Annotated in this window: 19 protein-coding genes; 11 read left to right on the top strand and 8 right to left on the bottom strand. The window is 70.6% G+C overall.

Annotated features, from left to right (window positions below):
* Both BMY74_RS08240 and BMY74_RS08235 read left to right on the top strand, forming a co-directional pair.
* A complete protein-coding gene (locus BMY74_RS08240) occupies positions 1-876 on the top strand; it encodes an aldo/keto reductase (protein ID WP_089912677.1) in 876 nt (291 codons plus the stop codon).
* Between the two features lie 15 nt (positions 877-891).
* Positions 892-1,227, top strand: coding sequence for an antibiotic biosynthesis monooxygenase family protein (locus BMY74_RS08235; RefSeq protein WP_218159557.1), 336 nt, complete (start codon positions 892-894; stop codon positions 1,225-1,227).
* Here the strand turns inward: BMY74_RS08235 and BMY74_RS08230 are convergent.
* Positions 1,214-1,702 carry an NUDIX domain-containing protein gene (locus BMY74_RS08230; RefSeq protein WP_089912035.1) on the bottom strand — a complete coding sequence of 163 codons (489 nt, stop codon included), beginning with the start codon at positions 1,700-1,702 and terminating at the stop codon, positions 1,214-1,216. The two genes, BMY74_RS08235 and BMY74_RS08230, sit on opposite strands and share 14 nt — an antisense overlap.
* Positions 1,703-1,809: 107 nt before the next feature.
* Between BMY74_RS08230 and BMY74_RS08225 the strand changes: the two genes are divergently transcribed.
* The 5 genes from BMY74_RS08225 to prcA all read left to right on the top strand — a co-directional run bounded on the left by BMY74_RS08225 (position 1,810) and on the right by prcA (position 7,746).
* Positions 1,810-4,200, top strand: a complete 2,391-nt coding sequence (locus tag BMY74_RS08225) for an FtsX-like permease family protein (protein ID WP_089912032.1) — start codon at positions 1,810-1,812, stop codon at positions 4,198-4,200.
* A gap of 72 nt (positions 4,201-4,272) precedes the next feature.
* Positions 4,273-5,766: a depupylase/deamidase Dop gene (gene dop / locus BMY74_RS08220; RefSeq protein WP_089912029.1), complete on the top strand. Its 1,494-nt coding sequence runs from the start codon at positions 4,273-4,275 to the stop codon at positions 5,764-5,766.
* A gap of 79 nt (positions 5,767-5,845) precedes the next feature.
* On the top strand, positions 5,846-6,040 hold the full coding sequence (locus tag BMY74_RS08215) for a ubiquitin-like protein Pup (protein ID WP_030471529.1): 195 nt from the start codon (positions 5,846-5,848) through the stop codon (positions 6,038-6,040).
* A 49-nt stretch (positions 6,041-6,089) separates the two neighbouring features.
* Positions 6,090-6,938, top strand: coding sequence for a proteasome subunit beta (gene prcB / locus BMY74_RS08210; protein WP_089912026.1), 849 nt, complete (start codon positions 6,090-6,092; stop codon positions 6,936-6,938).
* Positions 6,939-6,972: 34 nt separating this feature from the next.
* Positions 6,973-7,746, top strand: coding sequence for a proteasome subunit alpha (gene prcA / locus BMY74_RS08205; RefSeq protein WP_089912023.1), 774 nt, complete (start codon positions 6,973-6,975; stop codon positions 7,744-7,746).
* Positions 7,747-8,261: 515 nt separating this feature from the next.
* Here the strand turns inward: prcA and BMY74_RS08200 are convergent.
* Positions 8,262-8,897, bottom strand: coding sequence for an alpha/beta fold hydrolase (locus tag BMY74_RS08200; RefSeq protein ID WP_089912020.1), 636 nt, complete (start codon positions 8,895-8,897; stop codon positions 8,262-8,264).
* A 181-nt stretch (positions 8,898-9,078) separates the two neighbouring features.
* On the bottom strand, positions 9,079-9,624 hold the full coding sequence (locus BMY74_RS08195; RefSeq protein WP_089912017.1) for a PadR family transcriptional regulator: 546 nt from the start codon (positions 9,622-9,624) through the stop codon (positions 9,079-9,081).
* A gap of 179 nt (positions 9,625-9,803) precedes the next feature.
* On the opposite strand from BMY74_RS08195, the gene BMY74_RS08190 reads away from it, so the two are divergent.
* Positions 9,804-10,367, top strand: coding sequence for a GNAT family N-acetyltransferase (locus BMY74_RS08190; RefSeq protein WP_218159556.1), 564 nt, complete (start codon positions 9,804-9,806; stop codon positions 10,365-10,367).
* On the opposite strand, the gene BMY74_RS08185 is transcribed toward BMY74_RS08190, so the two are convergent.
* Positions 10,357-10,965, bottom strand: a complete 609-nt coding sequence (locus BMY74_RS08185) for a maleylpyruvate isomerase family mycothiol-dependent enzyme (protein ID WP_089912014.1) — start codon at positions 10,963-10,965, stop codon at positions 10,357-10,359. The genes BMY74_RS08190 and BMY74_RS08185 overlap by 11 nt on opposite strands.
* 79 nt (positions 10,966-11,044) lie before the next feature.
* On the opposite strand from BMY74_RS08185, the gene BMY74_RS08180 reads away from it, so the two are divergent.
* Together BMY74_RS08180 and BMY74_RS08175 are read left to right on the top strand one after the other, a co-directional pair.
* Positions 11,045-11,464: a MarR family winged helix-turn-helix transcriptional regulator gene (locus tag BMY74_RS08180; RefSeq protein WP_089912010.1), complete on the top strand. Its 420-nt coding sequence runs from the start codon at positions 11,045-11,047 to the stop codon at positions 11,462-11,464.
* Between the two features lie 62 nt (positions 11,465-11,526).
* Positions 11,527-12,297, top strand: coding sequence for an aminoglycoside phosphotransferase family protein (locus tag BMY74_RS08175; protein WP_245785976.1), 771 nt, complete (start codon positions 11,527-11,529; stop codon positions 12,295-12,297).
* On the opposite strand, the gene BMY74_RS08170 is transcribed toward BMY74_RS08175, so the two are convergent.
* The 4 genes from BMY74_RS08170 to BMY74_RS08155 form a co-directional block, all read right to left on the bottom strand.
* Positions 12,294-13,814: a glycerol-3-phosphate dehydrogenase/oxidase gene (locus BMY74_RS08170; RefSeq protein WP_089912008.1), complete on the bottom strand. Its 1,521-nt coding sequence runs from the start codon at positions 13,812-13,814 to the stop codon at positions 12,294-12,296. The two genes, BMY74_RS08175 and BMY74_RS08170, sit on opposite strands and share 4 nt — an antisense overlap.
* On the bottom strand, positions 13,807-15,276 hold the full coding sequence (gene glpK / locus BMY74_RS08165) for a glycerol kinase GlpK (RefSeq protein ID WP_245785975.1): 1,470 nt from the start codon (positions 15,274-15,276) through the stop codon (positions 13,807-13,809). Before glpK ends, BMY74_RS08170 begins: the two co-directional genes overlap by 8 nt.
* Positions 15,277-15,328: 52 nt before the next feature.
* Entirely contained in the window at positions 15,329-16,084 is a 756-nt protein-coding gene (locus BMY74_RS08160) for an IclR family transcriptional regulator (RefSeq protein WP_089912004.1), read from the bottom strand.
* A 172-nt stretch (positions 16,085-16,256) separates the two neighbouring features.
* A complete protein-coding gene (locus tag BMY74_RS08155; RefSeq protein WP_089912668.1) occupies positions 16,257-17,621 on the bottom strand; it encodes a bifunctional phosphatase PAP2/diacylglycerol kinase family protein in 1,365 nt (454 codons plus the stop codon).
* 116 nt (positions 17,622-17,737) lie between these two features.
* Here BMY74_RS08155 and pafA point away from each other — a divergent pair, with 116 nt between their 5' ends.
* On the top strand, positions 17,738-19,096 hold the full coding sequence (gene pafA / locus BMY74_RS08150) for a Pup--protein ligase (RefSeq protein ID WP_089912002.1): 1,359 nt from the start codon (positions 17,738-17,740) through the stop codon (positions 19,094-19,096).
* Positions 19,097-19,144 lie beyond the last annotated feature (48 nt).

The raw sequence follows: 19,144 nt of genomic DNA, 5'->3' as shown, positions 1-19,144 counted from the left end.
ATGGCTCAACTCGCGCTCGGCCTCGCCTCTCTCGGTCGTCCTCACTACATCAACCTCGGCCGTGAGGACGCACTACCGGCCGTGCGCGACGTCGAGTCCATGCGCGCGCAGTGCCACCGGGTGCTCGACACGGCCTACGAGCTGGGCATCCGGTGGGTCGACGCGGCCCGGTCGTACGGGCTGTCGGAGGACTTCCTGTCGTCGTGGCTGCCCGGCCACGACGTGACGGTCTCCAGCAAGTGGGGTTACGCCTACACGGCGGACTGGCGGCCCGACGCCGAGGTGCACGAGGTCAAGGAGCACTCGCTCGCGCGTTTCACCCAGCAGTGGGAGGAGACCCGTGCGCTGCTGCCGCGGGTCTCGCTCTACCAGGTGCACTCGCTGACGGCCGACAGCCCGTTGTTCGCGGACCGGGCCCTGCTGGACGCGATGGCGGGGATCGGTGTGCCGCTGGGGTTCTCGACGTCCGGGCCGCGCCAGGCCGACGCCATCCGCAAGGCGCTGGACCTCGGTGTCTTCAGCTCGGTGCAGTCCACCTGGAACCTGCTGGAGACCTCGGCGGGGGAGGCGTTGCGGGAGGCGCACGACGCCGGGCTGCGGGTGGTCGTCAAGGAGGGCGTGGCCAACGGGCGGCTCGTCGTGGAGCCTCCGCAAGCGGTTGCGGCACAGGCGGAAGCGCTCGGTGTCGGCCCGGACGCGGTCGCGCTGGCGGCGGTCGTGGCGCAGCCGTGGGCCGACGTCGTGCTGTCCGGTGCGGCGAGCCCGGAGCAGCTGCGGTCCAACGTGGAGGCCCTCCGGATCGACGTCGACCTGCCGGACCTCGCCGAACCCGCCGAGCGGTACTGGAAAACCCGTTCCGGTCTCAGTTGGAACTAGCCTACGGTGACGCCTGTGAGCGACGTACCCCTCCCGGCTTTCGAACCCCCGTACTACGCGGCGATCTTCACGACCGTGCGGACCCAGGACCAGGACGGCTACGCCGAGACCAACGCGCGCATGGAGGAGCTGGTGCGGGACGTCCCCGGCTACCTCGGGATGGACCACGCGCAGAACCCCGGCGGGCTCGGCATCACCGTCGGCTACTTCCGCGACGCCGAGGCCCTGAAGCAGTGGCGCACCAACGCCGAGCACCGGGCGGCGCAACAGCGCGGGCGGGACGACTGGTACGACAGCTACACGCTGCACATCGCGAAGGTCGAGCGCAGCCACGGGTTCAAGCGCGCCTGAGCCACTCCCGGCCGATCGCCCTGCCGTCCGGCACGAGCGGCCAGTCCGGGTCCTCGATCTTGCCGCGCAGTTCTGCCGCGTCCATCCACCCGCCCCAGGCGACCTCCTCGGGCTGGTGGGTGAACGGGCCGTCGCTGCGCGTCTCGTAGATCCACGCGTGGTAGCGCGTCAGTTCGTCGACGTAGGTCGTCTTGAACAACGGCGTCAGCGGGGTCTCGACGCCGAGCTCCTCGCGCAGTTCGCGGGCGGCGGCCTCGTCCGGGGTCTCTCCCGCGTCGATCACGCCGCCCGCCGAGAAGTCGTACAGGCCGGGGAAGATGTCCTTGGTGTCGGTGCGCCGGTGCACGTAGATCCGTTCGCCGTCGGTCGAGAAGACGACGGTCAGCACGCAGCCGTGCCAGAGGTTCTCGGCGCGCATCCGTTCGCGCGTCACCTCGCCGATGGCGTTCGCGTCCTCGTCGTAGAGGGTGATCATCCCGGTGTCCTCCTGTGGTCGTACGCGAGCTTGCTACCCCAGTCCGACGCCCGCTGATCGCCTCCCTTCCTACCTTCGGGACCGTCAGACGTCACCGAGGAGGATCCGTGTCCACTTCCCTGCGGCTCGGCGTCGCCGAGTTCCGCGCCCGGCCGGGCCGCGCGCTGCTGCCCGGCGTCGCGCTCGTCGTCGGCGTGGCCTGCCTGCTGGCCGCCCTGGTGCTGAGCGACGCGCTCACCAGGTCGGTCGACGAGGGCGCGCCCCTCACCCCGTCCTCCGTGAGCCACGTGGTGGACATCAAGCCCGCGGAGTACGGAACGGCCGAGGCGGACCGCCCTGTGCTCGACGCCGCGGTGCTGGCCAGGCTCTCCTCCGTCGCCAGGGCCGTGCCGGTGCAGGTGGCGCAGGCCGATCTGCTCGACGCCGGCGGCCGTGCCGGGGAGCACCGCGCCGAGGTGCACGTCCAGCAGCCGGACCTGGTGCGCTGGCCGCTCGCCGGGGGGAAGGCGCCGGCCTCGGACGGCGAGGTCGCCGTCGACAAGATCACCGCGTACGAACGCGGGCTGAAGCCCGGTGACCGGGTACGGCTCGCCGCCGCCGACGGCAAGCCGGTCGAGGTGACCGTCAGCGGTGTCATGAAGAAGGGCGGGCTCGACGCGCGACCTGTCCTGGTCGCCGGACCGGACCTCGCGAAGAAGCTCGACCCGCAGCCGTTCACCAAGGAGATCTGGGTGCTCGGCGGCAGCCGCGACGCCGTCACGGCCGCCGCAGGAGCGTCGTACGCCGTGTGGGACCCGGCGCCGGACGCGGACAGCATCGGCAACGAGCTGACGTTCATCCTGCTGCCCTTCAGCGTGCTCGCGCTGGCCACGGCGGTGTTCGTCGCGGCGGCCACGTTCCGGGCGGTCTACGCGCAACGGCAGCGGCAGACGGCGTTGCTGCGGTGCATCGGCGCCCAGCGCGGGCCGTTGGTGCGCAGGAGCCTGTTCGAGGCGTTCGTGACGGGCGCGCTGGCCGGTGTCGCGGGCGCGTTGCTCGGCGGGCCGACGGCGTGGCTGCTGGCCAGGACGTTCGACGTCACCGGCATCTCCGCGCTGTTCGGCGCGGTGCAGCTGAGCCCGGAACTGCTGCCGTCGCTCGGGTACGTGGTCCTCGGAGTCGTCGTCGCCGCGGTGTTGAGCGTCATCGCCGCAGTGCGTCCCGCTCTGAACGCCGCGCGTGTATCGCCTCTTGCCGCTCTGCGTGACGCGGACAGCGAGGTACCGCCTCGTTCCGTGCGTCGCCTTCGGCTCGTGTTCGGCGTGCTGTTCACCGGTGGCGCCGCGCTGCTCGCCATGGCCGCGATCGCCGCCAAGGGCACGTCCGCCGCCCCTCTCGCCGTGACGTTCTCCGCGATCGCCGCGGTGACCGGCCTGTTCTGGATCCTCGGGCCGGTCACGGTCCCGCTGATCGCGCGGCTGTTCGGCAGGATCGGGGGGACGCAGTGGAAGCTCGCGGGCGCCGAGGTGCGCAGGATGCCGCAGCGGTCGGCCTCGGTGGCGCTGCCGTTGCTGCTGGCGAGCTCGATGGTGACGTTCTTCCTGGTCGTGCTCGGGGGCGCGGAGGAACTGACGTTCCAGTACGCCAACGAGGAGCGCCCGGACGCGACCGTGGTGGACGCGGGGGACCGGCCGCTGCCGGAGATCCCCGCGCAGCCGGGCGTGGCGGCCTCGGTGGTGCTGCACAGGACGGGGGACACCGCGGCGAGCGTCGACCCCGAGCAGTTCAGGACGTGGCTGAAGGCGCAGAACGTGACCGGTGCCGAGCAGCTCGCCGCCGGGACCGCCATCGTGCCCCCGCACTGGGAGGACCGGGCGTTCGTCGAGGCCGGTGGCGTGCAGTACAAGGTGGTCGGCACGGTTCCCGGCAGCATCACGGGCTACACGCCGATCGTCGCCGGCCCCACGTCGGGACCGGCCGCGAAGGTGCTCGTCGCGTTGCGGCCGGGCGTCGACCCGGCCCAGTTCCGGTCCTCGCTGCAGGCCGCGCTGCCGAACAACCCGACCGTGATCGTGCGGACGGATGCGGACGAACGCGCCGAAGCAGCCCGGTACATGCACCTCGGCACCGTGCTGATGATGGTGCTGCTGGGGCTGTCCGTCGCGGTGGCCGTGACCGGCATCGGCACCGCGCTGACCATCTCCGTCCAGGAGCGCCGCAAGGAGCTCGCCCTCCGGCGCGCCTTGGGCGTCACTCGAGGCGGACTGCAGGGCGGGGTCGTCGCCGAAGCGGTCATGCTGGCCCTCGTCGGGGTCGTCGGGGGAGGTGTGCTCGGGTTCGCCTACGCGGAGGTCGCGTTCCTGTCGATCGGTCTCCCGCTGACGCTGCCCGGGCCCAGGGTGGTGTTGCCGCTGGTCACGGGCGCGGCGATCGTCGTGCTGCTCGCCGTCGCCGCCGCTTTCGGGCCTTCTCGCGGCGCTTCGAGGATCCGGCCTGCAGCCGGATTGGCGTCCGGGTGAATAGGGTGAGGGGAGCTTCACCGTGAAGCTCCCCTCACGCTGTTGTCGGGGTCAGGTCATAAGGTGTTGCGTATGCGGCGGATCATGGGAACCGAAGTCGAGTACGGCATCTCAGTGCCGGGCGACGCGACCGCGAACCCGGTGCTCACTTCGACACAGGTGGTTCTCGCGTACGCGGCGGCGGCGGACATACCGCGAGCCCGGCGGGCGCGCTGGGACTACGAGGTGGAGTCGCCGTTGCGCGACGCGCGCGGGTTCGACCTGGGCTCGCCCGGCGGCCACCCCGCCGACTCCGACGTCGAGGACCTGGGCGCGGCCAACGTCATCCTCACCAACGGCGCGCGGCTCTACGTCGACCACGCGCACCCCGAGTACTCGGCCCCCGAGGTCACCAACGCGCGCGACGCGGTGATCTGGGACAAGGCGGGGGAGCGGGTGATGGAGGAGGCCGCGATCAAGGCAGCCTCCGTGCCGGGCCAGCCCCGCCTGCAGCTGTACAAGAACAACGTCGACGGCAAGGGCGCGTCGTACGGCACGCACGAGAACTACCTGATGCAGCGGTCCACGCCGTTCACGTCCGTGATCGCCGGCCTGACGCCGTTCTTCGTGTCGCGCCAGGTCGTGACCGGTTCGGGGCGCGTCGGCATCGGGCAGTCCGGCGAGGAGGCGGGCTACCAGCTCTCCCAGCGCGCCGACTACATCGAGGTCGAGGTCGGCCTCGAGACGACGTTGAAGCGCGGCATCATCAACACGCGCGACGAGCCGCACGCGGACGCGGACAAGTACCGCCGCCTGCACGTCATCATCGGCGACGCGAACCTGGCCGAGTACTCCACGTACCTCAAGGTCGGCACCACGTCCCTGGTGCTCGACATGATCGAGGCCGGGCAGCGGTTCGACGACCTGCGCATGGTCGACCCGGTGCGCGCGGTGCACCAGATCAGCCACGACCCGACCCTCAAGACCAAGGTCGAGATGACCGGCGGGCGCAAGTTCACCGGCCTCGACGTGCAGTTCGCCTACCACGAGCGCGCGACCGCGTTCGTCGAGAAGGAGGGCGTCGGCGACCGCGACGTCCTGCGGATCTGGGGCGAGGTGCTCGACGCGCTCGCGCGCGACCCGGCGGAGTGCGCCGACCGGCTCGACTGGGTCGCGAAGCTGCGGCTGCTCGAGGGCTACCGGCAGCGCGACGGCCTGGAGTGGGGCGCGGCCCGGCTCAACCTGGTCGACCTGCAGTACTCCGACGTGCGCCTCGACAAGGGCCTCTACAACCGCCTGGTGGCGCGCGGCTCGATGAAGCGCCTCGTGAGCGAGGAAGAGGTCCGCGCGGCCATCACCACGCCGCCCGAGGACACGCGTGCGTACTTCCGCGGCCGGTGCCTGGAGCGCTACCCGACCTCCGTCGCGGCCGCGTCGTGGGATTCGGTGATCTTCGACCTCGGTCGGGAATCACTCGTGCGGATTCCGACGCTCGAACCCCTCCGGGGCACGAAAGCCCACGTCGGAGCGCTGCTGGAGGCCTCCGACACCGCCGAGCAGCTGGTGGACGCGCTGACCCGCGGGTGATCGTCTACCCGAGTGGCTCAGGGTTTTTGTCGGTGCCGCTGGGTAGTGTTCTTGTCAGGCGAGTCAGTGGGAGGCCGAGATGTCCCAGGAACAGAAGCAGCGCCAGGGCGGTGGCGACGGCGACGACGGTGCGGACGACGCCGCCGGAGCAGGTCAGGAACGCCGCGAGAAGCTCGGCGAGGACGTGGACGCGATCCTCGACGAGATCGACGACGTGCTCGAGGAGAACGCGGAGGACTTCGTCCGCGCATACGTGCAGAAGGGTGGTCAGTAGGCCTTCGGGGGCCTGCGGACCACCTCGGGGACGGGAGAACAACCAACACATGGACAACAGCTCGACCGGGCGTTACCCGGCCGCGGCGCTGCCCGCTGCGTACCTCACGCCGGGCTCGTCGTCGTTCACGGACTTCCTGCGGGCCCAGGCACCCGACATGCTGCCTGGTGCCCGGAAGCTCCCGGAGGGGACCGTCCAGGCCCCGCACGGGACGACGATCGTCGCCGCCACCTACAAGGGTGGTGTCGTGATCGCCGGTGACCGGCGCGCGACGATGGGCAACGTGATCGCCCAGCGCGACATGAGGAAGGTCTTCGTCACCGACGACCACTCGGCCGTCGGCATCGCGGGCACGGCCGGCATCGCGATCGAGATCGTGCGCCTGTACACGGTGGAGCTGCGCCACTACGAGAAGATCGAGGGCGTGCCGCTGTCGCTCGACGGCAAGGCGAACCGCCTCTCGGCGATGATCAGGGGCAACCTCGACGCGGCCATGGCAGGCCTCGCCGTGGTGCCCCTGTTCGCCGGGTACGACACCTCGGCGGCGGATCCCGAGCGCGCAGGCCGCATCGTGTCCTACGACGTCACCGGTGGCCGCTACGAGGAGTCGCAGGGCTACCAGGCCGTCGGCTCCGGCTCGCTGTTCGCGAAGTCGGCGCTGAAGAAGCTCTACGACCCGGACGCCGACGCGGACGCCGCGATCCGTTCGGTCGTCGAGGCGCTGTACGACGCGGCCGACGACGACTCGGCCACGGGCGGCCCGGACCCGGTCCGCCGCCTCTACCCGGTAGTGGTCACGATCAACGGCGCCGACGGCGCGGTTGAGGTGCCGGAACCCCAGGTCGCCACGATCGCCGACGCGGTCGTCGAAGGCCGCAGGTCCCGCCCCGCAGGCTGAGTCCCCCACAGGTTCGACGTCAGGAGCACCACCCATGACGATGCCGCTGTACGCATCGGCAGAGCAGGTGATGCGCGACCGCTCGGAGTACGCCCGCAAGGGCATCGCCAGGGGTCGCAGCGTCATCGTGCTGAAGTACGCGGACGGCATTCTGTTCGTCGCGGAAAACCCCTCCAGCACCCTGCACAAGGTCTCGGAGATCTACGACCGCATCGGCTTCGCCGCCGTCGGCCGCTACAGCGAGTTCGAGAACCTGCGCCAGGCAGGGATCCGGTTCGCTGACGTCCGCGGCTACCAGAACGACCCCCGGGACGTCACCTCGAGGTCGTTGGCGAACGTCTACGCCACCACGCTGGGCACCTACTTCACCGAGCAGATCAAGCCGTTCGAGGTGGAGATCGCGGTGGCCGAGGTCGGGGACTCGTCCGCGGCCGACACGCTGTACCGGTTGACCTACGACGGGTCGATCGTCGACGAGCCCCAGTACATCGTGATGGGCGGCACCGTGGACGCCGCCAACACGGCGTTGAAGGAGGCCTTCGCCGACGGGCTTTCGTTGGCCGAGGCTGTTCCGGTGGCGGTGAAGGCCTTGTCGGCCGGGTCGCCGTCCACTGGGAACGGGTCCGCTGAGCTGCTTCCGGCTGCCAAGTTGGAGGTTGCTGTGTTGGAGCGGGCACGGCCTCGGAGGGCTTTCCGGCGGATTGCCGGGGCTGCGCTGGATGCTTTGATGCCTGCTCCTGTCAAGGACGGGAAGGCTGTTGAGGATGTGGAGCTGCCTGCTGAGGACTCGGAGGGTGAGTCCAAGTAGGGCGGTTGGGTTGGCGGGGCCCCTGGCTTTTGGCTGGGGGTCTTTGCTTTGGTCGGGTGGGGGCTTGGGCGAGAGCCGCTTGGGCGGGAGCCGCTTGTGCGAGAGCCGCTTGTGCGGGTGGCTGCTTGTGCGGGTGGTTGTTTTGCGTGCGGCCTGTTTCTGTTGCGTGCTTTCCCTGGGGCTCTGCCCCAGACCCCGGCAATCTGAGATGGGGGCCAGCGCTGGGGGCGGGTTGATGGCACGCCTGTTGCGTAGGGCGGCTGCCGGTTGCTTTGTTTGGTTGCGGTGGCGGTGGGGTCCCATCCCAAGCCGCACCAAGAGCGGGCCACATGCGAGGAGGGGTGTCAAGCGGACGAAAAGCGTGTCCGCTTGACACCCCTCCTCGCATGCAGCAAGTGCTATGGCGCGACTCGTGATGGGACCCCACCGCCGGTACCTCTTTGCTCAGGACGGCTCGCCTGCGGCATCGCACCGGCCATGTGGCTCGCCTTCGGCGTCGCGGCTGGTGTGCTGCGTCAGCGTGCGTAGGCGGTCAGCAGGGTTGCCAGCTCGTTCGGCTTGCTCAGTGAGGCGCAGTGTCCCGCCGCCAGCTCCACCGGCGTGATGTCGCCCAGCCGGTCTGCGACCACCCTGCGCATGAAGGCGGGTGTGAAGAAGCGGTCCTCTGTGCACAGGATGAAGTGCGTTGGCACGTCCGGCATCTTGTCGAGGGGCCAGGGCTTGGCCATCGGGGTCTCGGCCATGCCTCGTTCCCGTTTCTGCGCCTCTGCTGCCAGGGCTGGTGGGACGTCGTGGAAGAACGCGTCCTCCAGGCCTGGGTCCTCGTAACCCGTGTTGGCCCACCAGTCGCCTGGTGCCTCGCCTGGGGCCGGGATCATGGCCGAGACCAGGACCAGTGCTGAGGCGTTGAGGCGTTCTGCTGCCAGTGGGGCCACGAAGCCGCCGAAGGAGTGGCCCACTACGACCACGTCCTCTGTGGACGGGAGGGCCTCGATCAGTGTTGTGGCCCAGTCCGTCAGGTCTTTCGACTCGTCTTCGATCGGGAGGTCCGGCGCTACTGCGGTGTGACCCTTGGCCTGCAAGGCGTTTGCTACCAGGTGCCACGACCAGCCGACGTCGCCCCCTCCGTGCGCTATGGCGAAGGTGGTCATGGTGGCAGGCTAACCGCGAGCTGCTGTCGAGGCCGCCGCAGAGGTTCGGCAGCGTCGACTTACCGGAGCGGACGCGCCCGTGACGGCGACGAGTTCGCCGGGTGCGACGGTGAGGGAGATGCCGTTGTCGCCGTGTCGCCGGCGCCGTGGGTGCGGTGCGCGTGCCGCGACTCGGGTGCGGTCATCTCGGCGCCTCGACGTCTGTGGTGTCGGCGACGGGGCGGGGGTCGTCGCGCAGCAGGCTCGCCTCGCAGTGGTCGAGCCAGCGCAGCTCGGCCTGGGCCTGGAAGATCATCGCGTCGAGCACGAGCAGCCACGGCAGTTCGCCCGGCTGGGTTTTGAGCCTCGTGTACTCCTGCAACGTGCGCATCGTGGCCGTGCGCTGGGTCATGACGACCTTGGCGACGTCGACGCCCGGCGTGGTGATCGCCAGGGCCAGCTTGATCGCCACCTCGTCGCGCGGCCGGTCGCCGCGCTGCACGGGCGTGGCGAACCACTTCCTCAGCTCGTCGCGGCCGCCCGCGGTGATCTCGTAGGGGCGCTGGCCCTCGTTCTCGGGCAGTGCGGCGACCAGGTCGTCGCGTTCGAGGCGCGACAACGTCGTGTAGACCTGCCCGATGTTCAACGGCCACGTGCCGCCGGTGGCCGAGTCGAACGCCACCCGCAGCTGGTAGCCGTACATGGGCCCGCTCTCCAGGAGCGCGAGCAGGCCGTGTTTGACCAACATGCATACTGAGTATGCATACTCAGTATGTTCCTGGCAAACGGTGACGGCGAAAGACGCGTGCGAGCCCGCCTCACATCCGGAACCCTGGTGGGTGCCAGGTGGACGAGGCGAGGGGCGTGACCGGCGCCGCGCCTGGGAGAACGGGAAGGCTGAGCTTGCTGGGGGCGTGGGAGAGACCCGTGGTGCGCCGGGGGCCGGGACGGCGGGAGGTGCGCGACTACGAGCAGGCCGACGAGGTGTCGTGGCTGCGCTGCCGGGTGCTCGGGTTGCTGGGAACGACGTGCTACGACGACGTCTGGCCGGCCAAGCGCCGCGCCGACCTGGAGCTGGTGGCGGTCGACGGTGACGTGATCGGCGTCCTGGACGTGTCGGTGCCGGGGCCGGAGGCGACGATCGAGACGGTCGTCGTGCACCCGGATCTCCAGGGACAGGGCGTCGCGACGGCGTTGCTCGCCGAGGCCGTGCGGCGGCTGGAGCGGTTCGGTGTGCGCAGGGTCGACGCGTGGACCCGCGAGGACGTGCCGACGCTGAGGTGGTTGGCGCGCAACGGGTTCGTCGAGGACGGCCGGCACCTGGAGGTGTACGCCTCGCCGGCGGAGGTGGGCACGGTGCTGAGCGCGAAGCTCGGGCTGGAGCCCGTCGGGGCTGTGTTGCGCGCCCGGATCGAGCGGGAGGCCGAGCTGCGGCAGCGGTTCGAGCGGGTGCACGTGTGCCGGAGGGTGGTGCGCGACCTCAGACCGTGATGCCCGTCAGGCGCGGGATCGTCGCGGTGCGGCCCGCGAGCAGCATGACCAGGGCCTCGATCGGGCCGCTGATCTCGGCGCCCTCGCCCACCGACCAGTCCGCGTCGGTGGCGGTCAGGCGGTGCCCGGCCAGTCTGCGTCGCGCGTGGAACGGGAAGCCCATGCGCCACAGGTCGTCGGCCACGACGACGGCGGCGTCGGTCGGCATGTGGCGTTCGACGCCGAGAGGCAGGGCGATGTCCTGTGCGTGGACCAGGGTGTCGAGCAGTGCGTTCTTGAGTGTCTGGCCCGGCGCGAGCCTGTGGAGGCCGACAGCGCCGCGCAGTTCGGAGACGAGTTCGGCCGTCGGTCTGCGGGCCTCGTCGCGCGCGGTCTGGTCGACCAGGCGGTTGAAGCTGCCGCGGGCTCTGACGAACGCCTTGAACGCTCCGCCCAGGCTGATCCGGTGGGCGAGCGACAGGTGGGCCGCGACCTCGCGCATCGTCCAGCCCTCGCAGAGCGACGGGTAGGTCCACTCGACCTCGGTGAGGCCGGCGAGCAGGTCGGCGGTCGCCGCGCGTTCGGAGTCGATCGTCTGCCACACCTGGGTGTCGTCCATGGCGAACCTCTTCTTGATTTAGTTCGATGGGCTGACTACTTTAATCAGAGAGACTGACCAAAGACAAGGGGAGTTCCGGGTGAACATCGGTCTGCTGCTCTTCATCCCGAACCGCGACGTGGAGAACCGCGTCCTGGCCGCGGTCAACGCCGCGGGCTTCGAGGTGACCCAGGCGCAGGCGCGGGTGCTCATGCGCGTCGACCCGGACGGGACGCGACTGACCGTGCTGGCCGAGTCGGCCCAGGTGACCAAGCAGACCGCCGGGTTCCTCGTGGACCAGCTGGAGAAGGCGGGCTACGTGGAACGGGTGCCCGACCCGGCGGACGGCAGGGCGCGGCTCGTGAAGGTCACCGAGAAGGCGAAGGAGGCCGTGCCCGTGGCGAACGCGGAGCTGGCCAGGATCGAGGCGGAATGGGAACAGCACATCGGCAAGCGCCGCATGGCCCAGCTGCGCGAGGCGCTCGAGATGCTCGGCGACATCACGGATCCCTACCGCTGACCCGCGTCGCGCCGATCGCGTTCCGGCCGGTCGCCGCGACCACCGCGGCGCTCTACCGGGTCGTGTCGGCCGACGGGTCGGTGTTCGTCAAGGTCCTGCGCCGGCCGCGGATCCCGGCCGCGCTGGCGGACGTGGTCGGCGACTTCCCGTGGCGGGACGAGGCGGACTTCCTGCTGTCCGACTTCGCGTTGCCGCCGGGAATGCGCCGCCCGCGCGTGCTGCGCGTCGACGACCTCGGCGACCGCGTGGGGTTGTGGCTGGAGGACGTGCGCTGCGCCGCGGTGGAGTGGGACCTGCCGCGGTTCCGCCGGGCCGCGCTGGCGCTGGGACGCTGGGCGGGGCGCCGGTTCGGCGACGCGCCGGGACGGGCGTTGCGCGTGCTGTACGAGGCGAGGCTCGTCCGCGAGGCGTTCCTGCGGCCGGACTGCTCGCCGCTCGCCGCGAGGATCCCCGAGATCCTGGCACGGCTGGAGGCGCTGCCGCAGGCGACCGGGCACAACGACGCGTGCCCGCAGAACCTTTTGGTGCCGCGGGACGATCCCGAGTCGTTCGTGGTGATCGACGTCGGCTGGCAGTGCCCGAACCCGGTGGGCGCCGACCTCGGTCAGCTGCTCGTCGGGCTCGCCCAGGCCGGGCGGATGGCGGTCGCGGACCTGCCGCCCGTGCGGGAGGCGGTGATCGACGCCTACCTGGAGGGCCTGCGGCTCGAGAACCGTTCTGTGTCAAGGGAAGACGTCGTGCTGGGGTGCGACGGGGCGTTGGCGGTGCGCAGCGCGTTCCACTCGGCACCCGAACTGGCCGAGTACCTCGTGGAACGCGCCATGGCCCTCTAGGAGGCGAGCAGCTCCGACACCCTGCTGCGCACCTCGGGGGAGTCGAGGCCGCGCACCATCACGGTCGTGCGGCGGCGCAGCACGTCGTCCACTTCGGACGCCCACTCGGTGCGGCGGGCGTGCTCGACCTGCGCCCAGATGTCCGGGCCGTCCGGGTGGACGCGCTCCAGCAGCGCCGGGTTCTCCAGGCCGAGGGCGACGACCTCGTGCGAGGTCGTGCCGTAGTGCGTGGCGAGGTGGCGGACCACGTCGTCGGGCAGCGCGTCGTAGGCGTGGCCCAGCACGGATCCCACGGTGTCGGGCAGGGCCGAGCCGGGCAGCGCGACGCCGTCGAGCGGGCCGTCGAAGGTGCGGCCGAGCTCGGAGTTCACGCGGGCCAGGACGGTGGCGCCGATCTTGCGGAACGTCGTCCACTTGCCGCCGGCCACGCTGATCATGCCGCCGGAGCCCGCGGTGATCACCGTTTCGCGCTTGGCGTGCGAGGTGTCGCCGGGGCCGCCGGGCAGGACCCGCAGGCCCGCGAACGTGTACGCGATCCGCGAACGGTCCAGGCCGGCGACGGCCGTGCCCGCCTCGCCGAGGATCTGGTCGACGTCGGCGTCGGTGCAGGCGACCGCCGCCGGGTCGCCCTCGTAGGCCTCGTCGGTGGTGCCGAGCAGGAGGTGGCCCTCCCACGGGATCGCGAACGACACGCGCACGTCGTCGACCGGGATCGTCAGCGCGGCCTTCCACTCCGAGGTCTGCCGGAGCACCAGGTGCGAGCCCTTGGACAGGCGGATCGACGGGTCGGCGGCCGGATCCTCCATGCGCCGCAGCACGTCCAGCCACGGACCGGTCGCGTTCACGACGACCTTCGCGTCCACCCCGAACTCGCCGAGCGCGTCGCGGAGGTCCACACCGGACACACGGGAACCGGTCCTGCGCAGCCCCACGACCGAGATGTGGTTGAGCAGCACGGCACCGGCCTCGGCGGCGGCACGCGCGGCGGTGATCGCCACGCGGCTGTCGTTCATCTGGTGGTCGTAGTACATCGCGGCACCGCGCAGACCGTCGGCGCGCAGGTCAGGCACCCACTCCGCAGCCCTGCGCGCCGACAGGACCTTGCCCGCGCCGTCGCCGAAGCCCGACAGCGCGGAGTACAGCGTGACGCCCGCACCGAGCACGAACCGGCTGTGCGGGCCCCCCTTGTAGACGGGGACGAGGAACGGCAGCGGCCGCACCAGGTGCGGGGCCAGGCGGTCGCCCAGCGCGCGGCGTTCCTTGTGGTTCTCGTGCACCATCGGCACGGCCGACGGGCCCATCGCGAGGTAGCGCAGGCCGCCGTGCACGAGCTTCGAGGACGCGGACGACGTGGCGCCCGCGAAGTCGCCGCTCTCGACCAGGGCGACGCGCAGGCCGGAGCGGGCCGCGGCCCACGTGGTCGCGATGCCCAGGATGCCGCCGCCGACCACGACGACGTCGAACTTGCCGTGCTGGAGCTCTTCGCGAGCCCTGTCCCTCTGTGAAAGCTCAGTCATCGTCCTCGTCCATCCACCCGACGGTCCGCTCGACCGCCTTCTTCCACTTCCGGTAGCCCTTGTCGCGGGCGGCCGGTTCCATCGACGGCTCCCACTCGGCCGCCTTGTGCCAGTTGGCCTTCAGCTCGTCGGTGGAGCTCCAGTAGCCCACCGCAAGACCGGCCGCGTACGCCGCGCCGAGGCACGTCGTCTCGGCCACGATCGGGCGCACCACCGGTACGTCCAGCACGTCCGACAGGAACTGCATGAGCAGGTTGTTCGCCGTCATGCCTCCGTCGACGCGCAACGTCGTGAGGTCGACACCGCTGTCGGCGTTCATCGCGTCCACGACCTCACGCGTCTGCCACGCCGATGCCTCCAGCACGGCCCGTGCGAGATGCCCGCGCGAGATGTAGCCCGTCAGGCCCGCGATCACGCCACGGGCGTCACTGCGCCAGTGCGGTGCGAACAGTCCGGAGAACGCGGGCACGAAGTACGCACCGCCGTTGTCGTCCACGGTCCGTGCGAGCGTCTCGATCTCCGCGGCCGACGAGATCAGCCCGACCTTGTCGCGGAACCACTGCACCAGCGCGCCCGTCACCGCGACCGCGCCCTCCAGCGCGTACGCGGCGGGTTCGGCGCCGATCTGGTACCCGACGGTCGTGAGCAGGCCGTTCTGCGACCGCACCGGCTTGCTCCCGGTGTTGATCAGCAGGAACGCGCCCGTGCCGTACGTGCACTTGCCCTCGCCGGGCTCGAAGCAGGTCTGGCCGAACAGCGCGGCCTGCTGGTCGCCGAGCGCCGACGCGACGGGCACGCCCTCGTAGGTGCCGTACACCTCGGAGGAGGAGCGGATCTCGGGCAGCATCTGGCGGGGAACGTCCATCGCTTCGACCAGCTCCTGGTCCCAGTCCAGGGTCTCCAGGTTCATCAGCATGGTCCGCGACGCGTTGGTGACGTCCGTGACGTGGCGGCCGGTCAGGTTCCAGATCAGCCAGGTGTCCATGGTGCCGAACAGGACCTCGCCGGCCTCGGCCCGCGCGCGCAGCCCCTCGACGTTGTCGAGCAGCCAGCGCAGCTTCGGACCGGAGAAGTAGGTCGCGAGCGGCAGGCCCGAGCGTTCGCGGAACCTGTCCTGGTCGCCCAGCCGCTTGATCAACGCGTCCGTGCGCGTGTCCTGCCAGACGATCGCGTTGTGCACGGGCTCGCCGGTCTGACGGTCCCACACGACCGTGGTCTCGCGCTGGTTCGTGATGCCGAACGCCGCTATGTCGCTGAACGAGAGAGAGGCGTGGCCGAGCGCGTCGCGCACGACGGCCTGCACGTTCGTCCAGATCTCGGTCGCGTCGTGCTCCACCCACCCCGGCTTCGGGAAGATCTGGCGGTGCTCGCGCTGAGCGACCGACACGATCCCGCCGGACTGGTCGAACACGATGCACCGGGACGACGTCGTGCCCTGGTCGATCGCCGCGATGTAAGCCACGTGCACACTCCCTTGTGCGAACCATTCGACAATGTCGAACGATCCCACACTACTACCAGGAGAGCCCGCCGAGCTCGCGGGAGACGCTGCGAGCTGCCTCACGTACGTAGGAGACGAGTTCGAGGCGGGGAGGCTGGTCCGGCGAGTCGCACAACCGCTCGACCGGTCCGGAGATGCCGATGGCGCCCACCGCCACGCCCCGCCGGTCGCGGATCGGGGCGGCGACCGAGGCCTCGCCCTCGACGAGTTCGTGCAGGTCGTAGGCCCAGTCGCGGTCGCGGACCTCGTTCATCGCGACGTAGAGCTGGTCGGGGTTGAGGGTGTGCCGGGTGAAGGCTTGCAGTTCGCCGTCGGGCCACTCGCCGAACGCGACCAGCGCCTTGCCCAGCGCCGTCGCGTGCCACGGCAGCAGCGCCCCGGTGTCGAGCGTCTGCCGGCTGTTGTCCGGCCGGAACACGTGATGGACGACCAGTACGTGCTTGCCGTGCATCACCCCGATGCGCACCGCCTCGCGCGCACGCATCGCCAACGTGTCCGACCAGTTCAACGCCTTGGCGCGCAGCTCGTTGCCGTCGAGGTAGGACGTGCCGATCTGGAACAGGGCGGCGCCCAGGCGGTACTTGCCGCCCTCGACCTCCTGCTCGACGAACCCGACCTCCTGCAGGGTCCGCAGGATGCCGTGGACCGTCGGTTTCGCCAGGTCCAGGGCGCGCGCGATCTCGCCGACGCTCAGTTGGTGCGCGCCGCCGTGGGCGAGGAGTTTGAGGACCTCCGCCGCGCGCTGGATGGACTGGATGGGGCCGGGCACGCACCCCACTCTAGCTGCGCTCGTTCGACAATGTCGAACACGAGTTGGTCGGGGTGGGTGACCGCGGGGCGGACGCGTGGGTCGCCGGAAGGGTGTGGTCGCCGGATTCGCCGCCGACCTGCTTGCCCGCCTGCTTGCCTGCCGCCCGCCCGCGACCCGACGCCCGCCGCCCCTACGGCCGGTAGATCCCGAGCGCCGCCGCCCGCGACCGGAACCTGAAGTGGTTGGCCCGCTCCCGCACCTCGCCGTCCGTCGCGATCGAGATCGGCGCCCCGTGCACCTCGACGTTCAGCGAGGCCACCTCGAAGTGCTTGTACATGCGCGAGTGCTCCAGCGCCCCGAGCAGCGCGCCCAGGAAGAACCTGGTCCGCGAGTACTTGCGGTCCGCCCGGACGAAGCGCACGTCCAGCAGCCCGTCGTCGAGCCGCGGGCGCATGGTCGGCGCGAAGCCCTTCGGGCGGTACGGGCCGTTGCCCACGAACAGCATCCAGACCAGGTGCTTGTCGCCGTCGATGGTCATGTGCAGCGGCTTGGCGCGCTGCAGGACGCGGAACATCGCGATCGCCGCGGCGGGCCACTTGCCCCAGCGCTTCTCGAGCTTCTCGCGGATCCGCACCATGTCGGGGTAGCCGCCCAGGGAGGCCGTGTTGACGAACCACTGGTCGTTGACCTGCGCCAGGTCGACCCGCACGCCCACGCCGTCGGCCACCGCCTGGGCCGTGTCGTGCAGGCCGGTGATGCCCACGTCGCGCGCGAAGTGGTTCAGCGTGCCGGACGGGACGAGCACCATCGGCAGGTCGCGCTCGGCGGCGATGGCGGCCACGGCGGCCACCGTGCCGTCGCCGCCGGCCACGCCCAGTGCCTTCGCGTCCGGCAGGTCGTCGAGCTCCTCGACCGACACGACCTGCGCCTTCGGCCACTCCTCGGTGATCCGCGGCGTCGGGTCGGGGCCGAAGCCGGAGAACGGGTTGACCACGACGACCAGGCCGTCGCCGTCCTGCAGGGACGTCAAATCGGCGTGTTCGTAGGCCGACGCGGGCTCGTTCATGCCCAGCGGCCACCACCGGCGCGTCAGGAACGCGGCGCCGACGCCTACCGCCGCGCCGGCCGCGACATCCGACGGCCAATGAACGCCCGTGTGCACGCGTGAATAAGCCACGGCGGCGGCGATCGGGGCCACCACAACGCCTGCTTTGGGCGATTCCATGGCCACGGCCGTGGCGAAAGCGGCCGCTGACGCGGAGTGACCGGACGGGAATGACGACGACGTCGGGCGTTTCGACAGGCGGCGGTCCAGACCGATCAGATCGGCGGCGGGTCTGCGGCGCGGGAAAAGTGACTTCCCGACCAGGTTCGCGCTGGCAGAGGCCCCTGCGATGGCCGCGAGGCCCCGCAACGCGCCACGCCGGAACGGCCCTTTGCCCGTTGCCAGAATCGCCGCGATGACGAACCACAGCACGCTGTGGTTCGCGGCTTTCGAAAGCCTCTTCAAACCCCTGTCGAGCCTGCTTGGAGGCAGTCCGGCGGAGGAGCTCATGAGCTTCTTGTCGAGAGCGCTGACCCGTTTCCACACCCCTCCGACACTAAACCGCAACCGGCGTGCCGCCCGAACGGATCACCCTGCTCCGCCTGAGAGTCGCCTACTGTTGAGGCATGCAGCGGCGGATCTTCGGCATTGAGACAGAATTCGGGGTGACCTGCACCTTCCACGGGCAGCGTCGTCTGTCCCCGGACGAGGTCGCGCGGTACTTGTTCCGCCGGGTCGTCTCCTGGGGGCGTTCCTCCAACGTCTTCCTGCGCAACGGCTCCCGGCTCTACCTGGACGTCGGCTCTCACCCGGAGTACGCCACGGCCGAGTGCGACGACCTGGCCCAGCTCGTCACGCACGACAAGGCGGGTGAGCGGATCCTCGAGGACCTGCTCGTCGACGCCGAGCGCAGGCTCGCCGACGAGGGCATCGGCGGTGACATCTTCCTGTTCAAGAACAACACCGACTCGGCGGGCAACTCCTACGGCTGCCACGAGAACTACCTGGTCGCACGCGCCGGCGAGTTCTCGCGCATCGCGGACGTGCTGCTGCCGTTCCTCGTCACCCGCCAGCTGATCTGCGGCGCCGGCAAGGTGCTGCAGACCCCGCGCGGCGCCGTGTACTGCCTCTCGCAGCGCGCCGAGCACATCTGGGAGGGCGTGTCGTCGGCGACGACCAGGTCCCGCCCGATCATCAACACCCGCGACGAGCCGCACGCCGACGCCGAGCGCTACCGGCGCCTGCACGTCATCGTCGGCGACTCGAACATGTCCGAGGTCACGACGCTGCTGAAGGTCGGCAGCGCGAACCTGGTGCTCGAGATGATCGAGCAGGGCGTCCAGTTCCGCGACTTCTCGCTGGACAACCCGATCCGCGCGATCCGCGAGATCTCCCACGACCTGACGGGCCGCCGCACGGTGCGCCTAGCGGGCGGCAAGGAGGCCTCGGCGCTCGACATCCAGCGCGAGTACTACGAGAAGGCCGTCGAGCACTGCGCCAAGCGCTCGCCCGACCCCATGGCCGACCGCGTCCTCGAACTGTGGGGCCGCACGCTCGACGCCGTCGAGTCGCAGGACCTCACCAAGATCGACCGCGAGATCGACTGGGCCATCAAGAACCGCCTGATGGAGCGGTACATGGCCAAGCACAACATGGACCTGTCGAACCCGCGCATCGCCCAGCTCGACCTCGCCTACCACGACATCCGCCGCGGCCGGGGCATCTTCGACCTGCTGCAGCGCAAGGGCCAGGTCGAGCGGGTGACCGACGACGGCGAGATCGAGGCCGCCAAGGACACCCCGCCGCAGACCACGCGGGCCAAGCTGCGCGGTGACTTCATCGCCGCCGCGCAGGCCGCCGGTCGCGACTTCACGGTCGACTGGGTGCACCTGAAGCTGAACGACCAGGCGCAGCGCACGGTGCTGTGCAAGGACCCGTTCCGGGCGGTCGACGAGCGCGTGGAACGCCTCATCGCCTCGCTCTAGACACCGAACGACGAGGGGCGCGCTCCGGCCTGGAGCGCGCCCCTCTTG

Source organism: Lentzea albida (assembly GCF_900111005.1).
GTDB lineage: Bacteria > Actinomycetota > Actinomycetes > Mycobacteriales > Pseudonocardiaceae > Lentzea > Lentzea albida.
Note: the sequence above shows the minus strand (reverse complement) of the source record. Positions and strands in the feature narration are given on the sequence as shown.

Excerpts from the sequence above, each read along its gene's own strand:
- BMY74_RS08215 (WP_030471529.1), top strand. The coding sequence starts at position 5,846 with ATGTCCCAGGAACAGAAGCAGCGCCAGGGCGGTGGCGACGGCGACGAC.
- BMY74_RS08230 (WP_089912035.1), bottom strand. The coding sequence starts at position 1,702 with ATGATCACCCTCTACGACGAGGACGCGAACGCCATCGGCGAGGTGACG.
- prcA (WP_089912023.1), top strand. The coding sequence starts at position 6,973 with ATGACGATGCCGCTGTACGCATCGGCAGAGCAGGTGATGCGCGACCGC.
- BMY74_RS08155 (WP_089912668.1), bottom strand. The coding sequence starts at position 17,621 with ATGAGCTCCTCCGCCGGACTGCCTCCAAGCAGGCTCGACAGGGGTTTG.
- BMY74_RS08240 (WP_089912677.1), top strand. The coding sequence starts at position 1 with ATGGCTCAACTCGCGCTCGGCCTCGCCTCTCTCGGTCGTCCTCACTAC.
- BMY74_RS08170 (WP_089912008.1), bottom strand. The coding sequence starts at position 13,814 with ATGACTGAGCTTTCACAGAGGGACAGGGCTCGCGAAGAGCTCCAGCAC.
- pafA (WP_089912002.1), top strand. The coding sequence starts at position 17,738 with ATGCAGCGGCGGATCTTCGGCATTGAGACAGAATTCGGGGTGACCTGC.
- BMY74_RS08185 (WP_089912014.1), bottom strand. The coding sequence starts at position 10,965 with ATGGACGACACCCAGGTGTGGCAGACGATCGACTCCGAACGCGCGGCG.
- BMY74_RS08200 (WP_089912020.1), bottom strand. The coding sequence starts at position 8,897 with ATGACCACCTTCGCCATAGCGCACGGAGGGGGCGACGTCGGCTGGTCG.
- dop (WP_089912029.1), top strand. The coding sequence starts at position 4,273 with ATGCGGCGGATCATGGGAACCGAAGTCGAGTACGGCATCTCAGTGCCG.
- prcB (WP_089912026.1), top strand. The coding sequence starts at position 6,090 with ATGGACAACAGCTCGACCGGGCGTTACCCGGCCGCGGCGCTGCCCGCT.
- BMY74_RS08195 (WP_089912017.1), bottom strand. The coding sequence starts at position 9,624 with ATGTTGGTCAAACACGGCCTGCTCGCGCTCCTGGAGAGCGGGCCCATG.